The sequence below is a fragment of the Candidatus Neomarinimicrobiota bacterium genome, assembly GCA_021157965.1.
Classification (GTDB): Bacteria; Fidelibacterota; Fidelibacteria; order Fidelibacterales; family Fidelibacteraceae; genus Fidelibacter.
The window spans coordinates 47668-61332 of record JAGGVO010000041.1 but is presented as its reverse complement, the minus strand read 5'-3'; the positions used below and the strand labels follow the sequence as shown (position 1 = coordinate 61332).

The 13665-nt window shown below is 45.7% G+C and carries 12 protein-coding genes; 11 read left to right on the top strand and 1 reads right to left on the bottom strand.

Features of this window, described 5'->3' with window-relative positions:
• Positions 1–15 precede the first annotated feature (15 nt).
• Complete coding sequence (locus J7K63_05505; protein ID MCD6234473.1) at positions 16–1014, top strand: aldo/keto reductase; 999 nt, start codon at positions 16–18, stop codon at positions 1012–1014.
• Positions 1011–2327, top strand: coding sequence for a hypothetical protein (locus J7K63_05500; GenBank protein MCD6234472.1), 1317 nt, complete (start codon positions 1011–1013; stop codon positions 2325–2327). Before J7K63_05505 ends, J7K63_05500 begins: the two co-directional genes overlap by 4 nt.
• Positions 2328–2332: 5 nt before the next feature.
• On the opposite strand, the gene J7K63_05495 is transcribed toward J7K63_05500, so the two are convergent.
• A complete protein-coding gene (locus J7K63_05495) occupies positions 2333–5158 on the bottom strand; it encodes a PAS domain S-box protein (protein ID MCD6234471.1) in 2826 nt (941 codons plus the stop codon).
• A gap of 212 nt (positions 5159–5370) precedes the next feature.
• On the opposite strand from J7K63_05495, the gene J7K63_05490 reads away from it, so the two are divergent.
• The 9 genes from J7K63_05490 to J7K63_05450 all read left to right on the top strand — a co-directional run bounded on the left by J7K63_05490 (position 5371) and on the right by J7K63_05450 (position 13485).
• Complete coding sequence (locus J7K63_05490; GenBank protein MCD6234470.1) at positions 5371–5973, top strand: CoA pyrophosphatase; 603 nt, start codon at positions 5371–5373, stop codon at positions 5971–5973.
• 289 nt (positions 5974–6262) lie between these two features.
• Entirely contained in the window at positions 6263–7705 is a 1443-nt protein-coding gene (gene sufB, locus J7K63_05485) for a Fe-S cluster assembly protein SufB (GenBank protein MCD6234469.1), read from the top strand.
• 22 nt (positions 7706–7727) lie between these two features.
• Positions 7728–8486 (top strand): Fe-S cluster assembly ATPase SufC, encoded by a 759-nt coding sequence (sufC, locus tag J7K63_05480; GenBank protein MCD6234468.1) that lies wholly within the window; start codon positions 7728–7730, stop codon positions 8484–8486.
• Positions 8483–9844 (top strand): Fe-S cluster assembly protein SufD, encoded by a 1362-nt coding sequence (gene sufD, locus J7K63_05475; GenBank protein ID MCD6234467.1) that lies wholly within the window; start codon positions 8483–8485, stop codon positions 9842–9844. Before sufC ends, sufD begins: the two co-directional genes overlap by 4 nt.
• A 4-nt stretch (positions 9845–9848) precedes the next feature.
• Complete coding sequence (locus J7K63_05470) at positions 9849–11063, top strand: cysteine desulfurase (GenBank protein MCD6234466.1); 1215 nt, start codon at positions 9849–9851, stop codon at positions 11061–11063.
• An 11-nt stretch (positions 11064–11074) separates the two neighbouring features.
• Positions 11075–11398: a DUF59 domain-containing protein gene (locus J7K63_05465; GenBank protein MCD6234465.1), complete on the top strand. Its 324-nt coding sequence runs from the start codon at positions 11075–11077 to the stop codon at positions 11396–11398.
• A complete protein-coding gene (locus J7K63_05460) occupies positions 11399–11836 on the top strand; it encodes an Rrf2 family transcriptional regulator (GenBank protein ID MCD6234464.1) in 438 nt (145 codons plus the stop codon). It abuts the gene before it with no gap.
• Positions 11837–11923: 87 nt separating this feature from the next.
• Entirely contained in the window at positions 11924–12340 is a 417-nt protein-coding gene (locus J7K63_05455) for a DUF2924 domain-containing protein (protein MCD6234463.1), read from the top strand.
• A 116-nt stretch (positions 12341–12456) separates the two neighbouring features.
• Positions 12457–13485: an FAD:protein FMN transferase gene (locus tag J7K63_05450; GenBank protein ID MCD6234462.1), complete on the top strand. Its 1029-nt coding sequence runs from the start codon at positions 12457–12459 to the stop codon at positions 13483–13485.
• Positions 13486–13665: the final 180 nt, after the last annotated feature.

The following is a 13665-nucleotide window of genomic DNA, read 5'->3' as shown; positions in this document are numbered from 1 at the left end:
ATAAAGGAGTATAGCATGAATTATCTACCTTATGATGAACGATATGAAAAGATGGATTACCGTTTTTGCGGAAAAAGCGGTTTGAAGCTGCCGCAGATATCTTTAGGACTCTGGCACAATTTCGGCAGTGTGGATATCCATGAAAACGCGCGAAAGCTGATCCTTCATGCTTTTGATAACGGCATTACCCATTTTGACCTGGCCAATAATTACGGTCCCGCTTTCGGCACGGCGGAGAAGACATTCGGCCGGATTCTCAAAGAAGACCTGACCGGCCGGAGGGACGAACTGGTGATTTCAACCAAGGCAGGATATCTTATGTGGCCGGGACCTTATGGCAACGGAGGAAGCCGGAAATATCTGATTGCCAGCCTGGATCAAAGCCTTCAAAGAATGGGTCTTGACTATGTGGATATTTTCTACCACCACCGACCCGACCCGGAAACACTCCTTGAAGAAACCATGATGGCTTTGGACCATATCGTCCGGAGCGGGAAAGCACTTTATATAGGTGTTTCATCCTATTCGCCGGAACAGACACTGAAAGCCGCTGAAATTCTTTCCTCCCTGGGAACACCCTGCCGGATTCACCAGCCCAAGTACAATATGCTGTACCGGGATATCGAAAAAGGACTCTTTGATGTACTCCGGTCCGAAGGGATAGGTTGTGCAGTCTTTTCACCTCTTCAGCAGGGTGTATTGACGGGAAAATATCTGAACGGCATCCCGAAAGATTCCCGGGCCGGCAGACCGGAAGGATTTTTAAAACCTGAACACATCACTGAGCAAATGCTGAATAAGGTCCGCGCCCTGAGTCATATTGCCGAAAACCGGGGACAAACCATGTCGCAAATGGCCGTATCCTGGGTCCTCCGCAGGCCGGAAGTAAGCACTGCCATTATCGGGGCCCGGAAAATTTCCCATATTGATGATGCTTTAAAAGCTTCCCGAAACACACAATTTTCAAAAGAAGAGCTGGAAAAAATCGACCATATTCTGGAAGGCAAATCATGAAAATAAATCCTCTTGTTTCTGTTAAAATCCCACCGCGCCGGTTTCTGATTATCAGTGGAGCGTTTATCCTGCTAATCGTTCTTGTGATTTTCATGTTCATTCCCCGTGAACCGTTTGCGGAAAGGACGCTGGCGGAAAATCGCGAAACATTCAGGAAAAACCTTATTGATTCAACCATCCTGGCGGCTATCCAAAATCCTCCAAATGCATCCAACAGGGAAGCCTGGGCAAATGCCTGCCGGGCTATGGGACTGGCCCAATACCGCTCGGAAATCGCGGGAAATGCCATTAAAAAGGCACTTGGACGCTATGCAACATTGGATAATGATCTGAAACAGGCTTTATTGGAAGTGATTTACGGCCTTTATCCGGAGCAGTTTGTACCGGAAGTCCGGTCAATTCTCCGGAAGGAAAATGATCCCGAGCTGTTTGTCATGGCGGCTCTCTATTTGCACCGCGCACAATTTAATTTGCAGACAGGAATGGAAATCAGGAATCTTCTGGTTGAAAAATTCAGACATCTGCCGAACCATCCTGTTCTGGGCATGTTCAGGGCAGAACTCCATTTCCGACCTGAACTGCCTCCCATTGATCAAGTGCTGTCTCCCGATTTTTTGCCGGGCTATCCTGTTTTCTATACCTTTTTCAGGCTGGAAAGAGATTATCCGGGTGTTACTATTTGCCGCCTTGCCGACGGAAGCCTGAAGATGGAAGATGACCGGACCCTCTGGTCGGTATGGCACCTGGGTCGCTCAAATTCCGGATTGCCCGGGTATATTATAAACGGAAACACGCCGGAAGGACTCTATTCTTTGCGAGGTATCAGCCGGTCTGATAATGTTTTTATCGGTCCAACACCCGTGGTTGATCTGAAGATGCCCTGGGAAATAAACCCGAAAGAATTTTTTCATGGAAATACGTCGGATACCCTGTGGGACCGGACCGATTATATGGCCGTATTGCCTCCCCGGTGGCGGGATTATCTTCCGGTGTATGCCAGTTATTATGCAGGAAAAGCCGGCCGGAGCGAAATTATTGCCCATGGAACCACCATCAACCCCGATTTTTATGCCGGACAAGCCTGGTATCCTTTTACACCCTCTCCGGGCTGTCTGACAGCTTTGGAATTGTGGGATGATGAAAGCGGCACCAGAGCATTCAGCCATCAGCAAAAATTGATTGATTGCCTGAAAGAAGAGAATATCAAAAAAGGATTCTGGATGGTGATCAATCTGGATAAACGGAACAATCCGGTAACGCTTGATGATCTGTCGCGTTTTTCACGCTTGATTCGGAAGCGTGTGGAAGAATAAAGCTTTCAGGGTAAATCTTTTTCGGGAATTGCGAAAAGAAGCACAGTGTGGGAATCGGGAACTGAAAGAAAAAGAATGACAGGTATCTGCCTGTGATCAGGCCCTTTCAACGTGCTTTTCCGTCCCGGGATGGAACGCCCTGAATGATCCGGAATTTGGGAATACAGGGAAAGATAATCCTCAGAATCCAGACAAACATCCAGGGGTTGATATTTTAATGCGTGATCGGGCTTGTCCAGTAACGTTGAAAAGGATGCATTGATTTTGAGAATCAAGCCTTTGTGATCTGTCACAAGGCAGGGAAGAGGGCTCTTTTCCATCAACTGCATATAATTATCCCGCTCTCGTCGGATATCATCAAATTTCTTATAGTAACTTGTCACTTCGATTCCGATGGCAAAATAGAGGTCGTATCTCTTTTCTTTCCGGATATGTGAAAAATCCCACAGGATGATTTTTTCCGAACCGTCTTTGGCGCTGAAAGGATATATCTTTTGACCTTGTTTGTTCTCAAGGTGTGCAAGGGATTCGAGAAAAACCAGAGCATCTTTTTGCTGGTCGGGAGAGATGAAGGTATTGTAAAAATAACGTTCCTGTAACCGGGACATGTCATACCCGGAAAATTCAAGAGCCCGGGTGTTGGCATAACGAATGTTACCCACTTCATTAAAGCCCAGTATAAGCATACCGCCTGCATCCCCTATGGCTTTTGCCGTTTCATAAAACTGCATCAGGGTTTCTTCCCGTTCTTTCCGTTCGCTTATATTGCGAATTACCACATGAATCAATTCATGATTCCGCTCTGAGAACCGGCGGGCATGAACCTCTGTAGCAACCCGGTGACCGTTCTTGGTGACATGAGTGCTTTCAAAACGGGAAACCTGATTTTTAAGGATATTCTGTATATGAATGTCAATTTTTGGGATTTCGTCCTCAGTGACAATATCCGCGATTTTCAAACCGATCATTTCATTCCGTTGATATTTAAACAGCGAACAGGCCGCCTGGTTGACATCGAGGATCTGGGTTGTCCGGTCAATGACAAAGGAGGCATCGCTCATATTGTTGAAATAGGATCTGTATCTGAATTCTCTGTTTTCATAAGCCTTCAGTTTCAGGTAACCGGATAAATTATCCGCCAGATGTATAAGCCAGTCGGGGTTCGTTTTGGAGCTGAGAGGAATATATGTTATAAGGACCGGCGCTTGAGAGCCGTTTTGCCGGACCAGAAAACCGGGAACCGGTGTATCCGCCCCTCCGGAAGATTCGTTTTTTTCCGGGATGTTTAATATGCGCCGGAGGTCATGCCCTGAAATATCTGCCCGGTTGTATCCTGAAAAAGATAAAAAATCCTCACTGGCCATCCTGATTTGATGGGATGCGTTACAAATAATCCAATAACCGGACAGGCGGGCATAGTGAGCTATCAAAATTTTATTCAATTGTTGTTTTTCCGAAAACCCGGTACCGGAATTTTCTATTTCTTTCTTGTCATGAATTCGCATCAGCAGGGTGACAAGTAAACGGAGTATATTTGAAAAAAGCTCACTGACGGTCAGTTCTTCTTCCACAACAAAGGCAATGAAAAAGTCTCCCGTCGGAAGGGTAAGACAGGTGCTGATTAAAACATGGTATATATCAGGAAAAAGCTCCTTACGATTGATGGCAACTGCCGGAACCGGGACAACATCTTTGCTTTTTTTCAGTTTCTGTAGATGTGTTTGACCATCCCGGCTGTTTAAAAGACGGGTTAGCACGTTCCGCTCTTTTTCCGGAACGGGAGTTATAAAAGTATATTTTTTTTCAGGCGATAACTTGATAATCCAAAAACTTTTTAATTGATTATAACGGTTTAATCCCCTGATGATTTTTTCCCAAACATTTTCGGGAGGGGTAACCTCCAGTAATTCATTCACCAAACGTAAACTTTCTGCATAAATTTCCACCCGCTGCAGCTGTGCTTCGTGTCCTTTCCGGGCATCTGTAAGGGTGCTTTCCCACTGGAGATGCAGCTTGCGGATTCTTTGTTCGAGTAAAATCAGCGAAAGCGTCATGATATAAACAGGCACCAAATCCTGAATCAACGATGGGTTGTGGGTCTGATAAATCAGGATGTTTAAAAATGGAATTGTACCGGAATAAATCATGAAATACCGGAAAAATGCCGAAAAGATCCAATACAGAAAGATCAGAAAAATCAACCCCGGAAAAAAGATATTTACATGCTTTTTCCAGGGGAGAGACTTTAAGTTAAAAAAACGGCGCACCTGCGAATTTGTCAGAGCGACACGAAAAAACAAAATGGAATAAAACCCGAAGATGGATTGAATCAGGATATGATAACCCAATTCAGCAGATGAAAAGGGCAGGGCGTATGTAGAATGGGTCCAGAAGAAAGGTTTGAAAGAAAGCAACACAGGAAAAAGGGTAAAAGAGCTCAATATCATAACAAAGCGGTAGAATATATCGAGGACGATCATGTCTGTCCAGATAGTATTCCCGGTTTCCCGGGAAAATTTTTCTCCCAGTCCATGCCATAAAACCCACAGGATATAAAAAGCAAAAAAATACACCGCACCAAATTCTGTCCCTTGTCGGAAGAGAAGAATTGAGAGATATCCCCCTGAAAAGGCTGAAACCAAGCCATATTTCCAGCCCCATACGATGGCTATGTACACCGGGAAAAAAATTCCCATATAAAAAGGAATATCAAAGATCCCCAGGTTAATATTCAAAGGATGAATATTCAGGGTAAAGCTGAGAATGCCGAAAAGTATGGAGACGGAAATCTTATAGTATTTTTGTTTGCTTATATTATGCAAATATTTCACCGGAGCGGATCCTTTCAGCATGTAAAAGAATAATTGTTCTGAAAAGTTTTACGGGCAAACATGGTTTCTCCGGAATTTTCATTCGGTTTAAGTTGGTTTTGAAATCTAAAAAAACTCGTGTGGACTTAATAAGGGATTCTGGATTTGTTATGAAATTATTTTGTAATTTTGCTTATTGAGAAACTTTTGTTTGAGATTTTGTACTAAAGGATATGAAAGTTCTGACGGCAAATGCGCTGAAAATAATGTTAAGCCGGCCTCTTCCGGGAGCGGCGAGTCACCGGGCAATGTGGCCCGAAGATCGTGAAGATATTCCTTTGGAGGATCTTTATCCCGCAGCCACCATGATTCTGATTTATACCCGGGATGGTCGGCAATATTTTCCTTTGATTCGAAGGAGCGACCGGGAAAATGATGCGCATCGGGGACAGATTGGTCTGCCTGGCGGGCATCACGAAGCGGGAGAAAGTTATTTGGAAACCGCTATTCGTGAAACAGAAGAAGAAATTGGTGTTAAAATCAAAGCGCATGAAATTGCAGGAAAACTCTCTCCGCTCGCCATTACACGCAGCGGATTCATTGTTTACCCTTTCGTGGCTCTTACCGAGGAAGCCATTACCTTTAAGCCCGACCCTGTCGAAGTGGACAAGGTTATTCCCGTATCCCTGGAAGAACTCATCAGACACCCGGAAAATAAAACCTTTAAACTGGAAAACGGGCGGGAAGTCCCGGGATTTCTTTTTTCACAGGTGAACGTGTGGGGGGCGACAGCGATGATACTCAATGAGTTTAGAATAGTGAGTGGAGAGTTTTGAGCGGTGTACTGAAAAACAGCGTTTTATTCTGTATAGTGCAACAAAGATTCTTGTTTACCTAACCGAAGTAATCACCGAGCCTTTACTTAAAATTATCCAGCTAAAAACCGGGGGTGTATCGAAATACCCCCCCGTGATATCTTTTCTGTAAGCACCTCATTTTTTTATGAAAAGTTTGGAATACCCATAAGGGTTTTCATGTTGAAACCATCACACAGTTTTTCTTTTAATCTTGACAAAATAGTATAGATTTGAGTAAACTCTCGTTCAAATGAAAACCGAGGAGACCATGAGCAAGGATCGCGAGCATATTGATTCACTGACGAAGAAAGAGTATGAATTTGGTTTTGTAACGGATATTGAAATGGAAATGGCTCCAAAGGGGCTGAATGAGGATATCATCCGTTTGATAAGTGCCAAGAAAGGGGAGCCGGAAAGCATGTTGCGGTGGCGTCTGAAAGCCTACCGGCGCTGGACCGGGATGAAGGAGCCTGCCTGGGCTTTTATAAAATATCCTCCCTTCGATTATCAGGATATTTACTATTATGCAGCTCCAAAAAAGAAAGATGGACCGAAAAGCCTGGAGGAAGTGGATCCGGCAATTCTTGAGACTTTTAATAAGCTGGGTATTCCTTTGGAAGAGCGGGCAGCTCTCGCCGGTGTGGCAGTAGATGCCGTCATGGACAGTGTATCTGTTGCTACAACATTTAAAAATAAACTCAAGGAACTGGGTATTATTTTTCTTCCCATTTCAGAGGCAATTCGTGAATATCCCGATTTGATTAAAAAATATTTAGGCTCAGTAGTTCCCCCTACGGATAATTTTTTCGCGGCCCTGAATTCCGCCGTATTTACAGACGGCACCTTTGTCTATGTGCCCAAAGGGGTGCGATGTCCCATGGAGCTCAGCACCTATTTTCGCATCAATGCCGCAAATACAGGTCAATTTGAGCGGACCCTGATTGTGGCCGATGAAGGAAGTTATGTGAGTTATCTGGAGGGGTGTACTGCCCCTGTGAGGGATGAAAATCAACTCCATGCCGCGGTTGTGGAACTCATTGCCCTGGATGGGGCGGAGATTAAATATTCCACTGTTCAGAACTGGTATGCCGGGGATAAAGACGGCAAAGGGGGAATTTATAATTTTGTGACGAAGCGGGGTGTGTGCGGTAATAATTCCAAAATCTCCTGGGCTCAGGTAGAAACAGGATCGGCCATTACCTGGAAATATCCCAGTCTCATTCTCCGGGGGGATAATTCCGTGGGGGAATTTCACTCCGTGGCCCTCACCAACAACCGGCAACAGGCCGATACCGGCACCAAAATGATCCACCTGGGAAAAAATACCCGGAGTACGATTATCTCTAAGGGAATTTCTGCCGGTTACAGCAATAATTCCTATCGGGGTCTGGTGAAAATCGGTCCCAAAGCCGATTACGCAAAAAATTACTCCCAATGTGATTCCCTTTTGATTGGCGATCGGTGTGGAGCCCATACTTTTCCCTATCTGGAGGTGGACAATCCCACCGCCAATGTGGAACACGAAGCGACCACATCCAAAATCAATGAAGACCAGCTTTTTTACTGCAATCAGCGGGGAATCGGCACGGAAGAAGCCATCGGTGTGATTATTAACGGTTATGCCAGGGAAGTTTTTAAACGTCTGCCCATGGAGTTTGCCGTAGAAGCCCAGAAACTCCTCACCGTAAGCCTTGAAGGCAGCGTGGGTTAATTTGAAAATAAAGGACATACGTATGTTAAGCATTCGGAATCTGAAAGCATCCATCGAAGGGAATCACATCCTCAAAGGGATCAACCTTGAAATCCATCCCGGCGAAGTTCACGCCATCATGGGCCCCAACGGTTCAGGAAAAAGCACACTGGCTCATATTCTGGCCGGACGGGAAGGATATGAGGTGGAAGACGGAGAGGTGATTTTTGACGGGAAAAACCTTTTGGAATTGGCACCTGAAGAACGTGCGCGGGAAGGACTCTTCCTGGCCTTCCAGTATCCCATTGAAATTCCCGGCGTTTCCAATACGACCTTTTTGAAAACAGCATTGAATGAAATCCGCAAGCACAGGGGACTGCCCGAACTGGATGCCATGGATTTTCTTACGCTGGTCCGCAAACGGATGAAACTGGTGGATATGGATGCCTCGCTCCTGGGCCGCCCGGTGAATGAAGGCTTTTCCGGCGGGGAGAAAAAACGAAACGAAATTCTTCAAATGGCTGTTCTGGAACCGCGGCTGGCAATCCTGGATGAAACAGATTCAGGATTGGATATCGATGCCCTTAAAACTGTAGCTAATGGGGTGAATTCCCTGAAAAATAAAGACAATGCCACCCTTGTGATTACCCACTATCAGCGCCTTCTGGATTATATTGTTCCCGATTACGTGCATGTGCTTTATGACGGCCGCATTGTGGAATCAGGGGACAAAACCCTGGCTCTTGACCTTGAACGGAAGGGATATGACTGGATAAAAACCAAATCGGGAGAGAGTCAATGACACACCGTGCACCGGACACAAAACACTTTTATCAAAATCTTTGGATGCCCACCTCCGGTGATCAGATGACCTTTCTGAAAAATTTCCGGGAAGAATCCCTGAAAAAACTGGAGAAAACACCATTTCCAACCCTGAAACATGAAGAGTGGAAATATACGGATTTAACGGATCTTTCAACTCAAGCGCCTATACAATCAACATTGTCAGATTTAGACGGACTAACGCCCGAAGCGGTATATCCCTATACGTTCAATCAGATGAAAAGCCATGTCCTGGTATTTGTGAACGGTTATTACGCTCCCCGTTTTTCCACGACGCACGATCTTCCAATCGATATGTGTGTGGAAAGTTTTGCAGAAGCAACCCAAAAAGATCCTGACGGGATAAAAGCATACCTGGGGAAGACCGATAAAAAGGGGAATGATTATTTTTCTTATTTAAACGGCGCTTTTTTTACAGACGGTGCCGTGATTCGTATTCCCGAGAACTACCAGTGTGAAAGACCGATCCATCTCCTGTATCTTACGGTGGGTAATGAAAATCTGCGCTACTCGGCAATCCGTAATATCATCCTGATGGGAGCAGGAAGCTCAGCCACGGTAGTAGAGACATACGACAGCCTGGACCGGAAACCCGTCCTGACCAATGCCGTAACCGAAGTGTTTGTCGGAGAAAATGCCGGTTTGCGTCATCACATCCTGCAGCTTCAGAATGAAAAGAGTCTTTTTTTCGGAAGTACAAACAGTACTCTTCTGCGGGACAGCCGTTATCTGAACACATGGGTTTCTTTAGGAAGCCGCCTTTCCAGGAAGGATGTGGACGCTGATTTAACAGGTCCGGGCAGTAATTGCCAGCTCTATGGCCTCTACGCCGGCAGGGACGGTCAATTGATGGACAACAGGACCGTCATAACACACCACACCCCCCATGCCACCAGCAATCAGGTGTATAAAGGCATTCTGGACGATGAATCACGAGGGGTATTTAACGGTAAGATTCTGGTGGCACAGGATGCCCAGAAAACAGAAGCCCATCAGTTAAACAGGAATCTGATTCTTTCAGACAAAGCTCATGCCGATTCCAAACCCCAACTCAAGATTTTTGCCGATGATGTCAAGTGTTCTCATGGGGCCACGGTTGGGCAGCTGGATAAAACAGCTATGTTCTATCTTCAAAGCCGGGGGATTGCCAAAGAGGTAGCCCGCTCCATGCTGACTTTTGCCTTTGCCAATGATGTGGTGGATTCCATCATTCTGGGATCAGTCCGGTTTTTCCTCTATAAGCGGCTTTATAACCGTTTTGGGCGGGACTGGGGCTCCGCAGAGGATTTTGAATCTCTGCATACAATGAAGGAGTGAGAATATGAATAACGATATCAGAAAATCCTTTCCCATTCTTGAAGAAACCGTTAACGGTCATCCTCTGATCTATATGGATAATGCGGCGACCACCCAAAAGCCTCAGCGGGTGATTGAAGCCATTTCCAATTATTACCTTCATCAGAATGCCAATGTTCACCGGGGGGTTCATACCCTGAGCCGGAAAGCCACAGACCTTTTTGAAGCATCACGGGAGGAGGTCCGGTCTTTCCTTAATGCTACATCGTCAGAGGAGATTGTCTTTGTCCGGGGAGTTACGGAGGGTATTAATCTGATTGCTGCGTCTTTCGGTCGCTCCCAACTGAATACCGGAGATGAAATCATTCTCTCGGGGATGGAACATCATGCAAACATCGTTCCATGGCAGATGCTGGCTCGTGAACTGAAATTTTCCATCAGGGTGATTCCTTTCAGCCGGCGTGGCGAGCTGGACCTGGAGGCATATAAAGAAGCCTTTAGCCCCCGGACACGCTTAGTGGGTGTGGTGCATGTATCCAATGTTTTTGGAACTGTAAATCCCGTCAAAGAGATAACAGCGATTGCCCATGAGCACGGTGTACCGGTTCTGGTGGACGGCGCTCAGGCCATTGCCCATGAAAAAGTGGATGTGCAGGATCTGGATTGTGACATGTATGCGCTGTCAGGACACAAGGCCTATGCTCCCACGGGTATTGGTGCCATTTATGTGAAAAAGAAACATTTGGAAACATGGCCGCCCTATCACGGCGGCGGTGAAATGATTGAAGAGGTGGCCTTCGGGAAATATCCCACCTTTGCCGCCCTGCCCTACCGTTTTGAAGCCGGCACACCCCACATGTCCGGTGTGGTGGGATTGGCCGAAGCCCTCCGGTTTATCCGGGATACAGGCTACGATGTTATTCAGGAACATGAACAAACACTGCTTGAGCATGGCCGGAAACAACTTTCTGCAATTCCGGGGCTCACGTTTTATGGAGACGCCGACCGGAAAACGGCCATCTTTTCATTTCTTATTAAAGAGATTCATCCCCTGGATGTCGGCAGTTTCCTGGATGCCCGGGGCATTGCCGTCCGGACCGGACACCATTGTGCCCAACCCGTGATGCAGCGTTACGGCATCCCTGGAACCGCCAGGGCCTCCCTGGCGATTTATAATACGATAGATGAAATCGATTACCTGGCGGAATGCCTCCGTGATCTGGTGAAACTCTTCGTCTGAAAGGAGGAAACATGACAGAAAAACGAAGTATTAAAGAGATCCGTGAGGAAGTTATCAAGGTGCTGAAAACCGTTTATGATCCTGAAATCTGGGTCAACATCTATGATTTGGGCCTTGTTTATGATATTGACATTAGCAATAACCAGGACGTTTATATCAAAATGACACTCACATCACCGACATGTCCTGTGGCTGAATCCCTTGTTCAAAAGGTGGAAAGCAAACTGAGTTATATTGAAGGGGTAAACGCGGTGGATGTGGAAATCGTGTGGGAACCGGCCTGGAATCAGGATATGATCACGGAAGACGGAAAACTGGCTCTTGGAATTATGTAAATGAAGCTCACCACTCAGGAAGTGTACGGACTTCGTTGTATTCTGCGCATAGCGCGATCCGGCAAAGAAAATGGTATCACAATCCATGAAATCAGTGAAAAAGAGGGGATTTCCGAAGCTTATACGGCCAAAATCCTCCGGATTTTACGATTGAAGCATCTGGTTCTGAGTGAACGGGGGAAACATGGGGGATATGTCCTTGCCGATGTGCCGAAAAATATCCCTGTCAGCCGGATTGTGGATGCCCTTGGAGGAAAATTATACGAAGCCGATTTTTGCTATAAATATCATCCGGACAGGAATAAACTTTGTGAATCCGTCGAATATTGTTCTCTCCGGCATCTCTGGTTTTCCGTTCAAAAAGCCGTGGATCAAGTCCTTAACGGAATAACCCTTCAGGATATACTGGATCAGAATGTGGGTATGGGACGACTTTAGAAAGAGGATAATCTTTTCTGTTATGTGATTCATTGATCATTCCTCAAAGTATTAGTAAGTTTAGCAGAATTTTTAAACAAGAGGTTCATGATGGATATGCGAACCATTCTGATCGATTTCGATGTACATAAAGAAATAGAACGCCGCCGCCGTTCTTTCAAGGAAACGCCCAATGATGTATTAAGGCGGAATTTTGGATTGCCGGCCCTGATGCCGGACGAAACGGAAAAAAAACGTGAAGAACCGGGACTTGCAGTGCGGGGGACCGTTATTCCCAACGGAACCAAGCTCCGGGGGACATACAAGGGAATCCAGTATTATGCCGAGGTGAACGAGGGACAGATAATTTTTAATGGTAAAAAATTTAAATCGCCTTCGGCTGCCGTGATGGATATTACTCATGTGAACACCAACGGTTGGGTATTTTGGGAATATTACGATGCCGTAAACAGCGAATGGCAAATTTTAAAAACCCTTCGTGAAAAAGCACAAGACCCTATGTGATGAGAGAATAAGTGTATAACATAAGGGGCGGTTTTTAGCCGTTTTCTGCTCCTCAACCTCAACCTCAACCTAAACCTAAACCTAAACCTAAACTTCAACTTTATCCAAACCATACAATGAAACACAATCTTAAATCTCTTTTGCTGATCCTATCCCTCACAGTGCTTGTAACGCATTGTGAGCTGCCCGGAACTGTAACAAAATGGTCCGGTCAGACGATGGGGACTTTTTATCATGTCAGTGTTTATGGTCCGGCGATGGATAAAGCCAGCCATCTTCAGATTCATGACGGCATCGATTCCGTGTTGCAATCCATGAATAAACAGATGAACACCTGGGATCCTGAAAGTGAGATTTCACGGTTTAACCGCCTGAAAGAAAGTGATACCCTGGAGATCTCTTCCGAATTTATCCGGGTGTTGGAAATATCCAAGTCTGTTTGGAAGGAGTCTGGAGGTGCTTTTGATCCCACCGTAGGCCCGCTGGTGGATTTGTGGGGATTCGGCGCCGGTTCAAAGGAGAAAAAAGCCCCGGATCTCAATGAAATAAAAACCTGCCTGGAATACACAGGATTTGATTTGATCGGATGGGATAACACGAAACTGACGAAAAATGATTCACGTGTCCGGCTGGATTTAGCAGCGGTAGCAAAAGGATTTGGCGTGGATGCTGTTTCCCGTTATCTGAAAAGCCGTGGATTCATGAATCATCTGGTTGAGATTGGCGGGGAAGTGTTTGCCTGTGGAAAGGTGAAGAATCGTTCATGGCGTCTGGGCATAGACAGGCCGGATGACAACGCGCTCCCGGGTGAAAATCTCAGCTCAATCATATCCATTTCAGGACAAGGTGTGGCTACATCCGGAGATTACCGCAATTTTTATATGGATAAAGGTCGAAGAATTTCTCATACCATCAATCCCAAAACCGGTGAACCTGTGACGCATACCTTAGCCAGTGTAACCATTATCGCCCCGGATTGTGCCCGGGCCGATGCCATCGCAACAGCGTGTATCGTGATGGGAAATGAAGCGCCGGATTGGCTGGAAAGCCTGGATTCCGTGGAGGGATATTTCATTTTCAGACAGGATTCCGTCACGATTCAGGAAAAAATGACCAACGGATTTGGTCGTTTTCTTGTCAAATAGAATCAATTCACCTTAACGATCCCCGATTAACGGAGTCCTATAATGATAAAATTCTAATGAAATATATGAATAATCTTATAATTATGCACCCCCGGGGATAAAATAATCCCCGGATAAGAAAAAAGCAAGATTATATGATTGTTAATATATTATACGGAAATAAAGAGAGGGGATTTTATA

Excerpts from the sequence above, each read along its gene's own strand:
- J7K63_05490 (MCD6234470.1), top strand. The coding sequence starts at position 5,371 with ATGAAAGTTCTGACGGCAAATGCGCTGAAAATAATGTTAAGCCGGCCT.
- J7K63_05470 (MCD6234466.1), top strand. The coding sequence starts at position 9,849 with ATGAATAACGATATCAGAAAATCCTTTCCCATTCTTGAAGAAACCGTT.
- sufD (MCD6234467.1), top strand. The coding sequence starts at position 8,483 with ATGACACACCGTGCACCGGACACAAAACACTTTTATCAAAATCTTTGG.
- J7K63_05500 (MCD6234472.1), top strand. The coding sequence starts at position 1,011 with ATGAAAATAAATCCTCTTGTTTCTGTTAAAATCCCACCGCGCCGGTTT.
- J7K63_05455 (MCD6234463.1), top strand. The coding sequence starts at position 11,924 with ATGATGGATATGCGAACCATTCTGATCGATTTCGATGTACATAAAGAA.
- sufB (MCD6234469.1), top strand. The coding sequence starts at position 6,263 with ATGAGCAAGGATCGCGAGCATATTGATTCACTGACGAAGAAAGAGTAT.
- J7K63_05505 (MCD6234473.1), top strand. The coding sequence starts at position 16 with ATGAATTATCTACCTTATGATGAACGATATGAAAAGATGGATTACCGT.
- J7K63_05465 (MCD6234465.1), top strand. The coding sequence starts at position 11,075 with ATGACAGAAAAACGAAGTATTAAAGAGATCCGTGAGGAAGTTATCAAG.
- J7K63_05450 (MCD6234462.1), top strand. The coding sequence starts at position 12,457 with ATGAAACACAATCTTAAATCTCTTTTGCTGATCCTATCCCTCACAGTG.
- J7K63_05460 (MCD6234464.1), top strand. The coding sequence starts at position 11,399 with ATGAAGCTCACCACTCAGGAAGTGTACGGACTTCGTTGTATTCTGCGC.
- sufC (MCD6234468.1), top strand. The coding sequence starts at position 7,728 with ATGTTAAGCATTCGGAATCTGAAAGCATCCATCGAAGGGAATCACATC.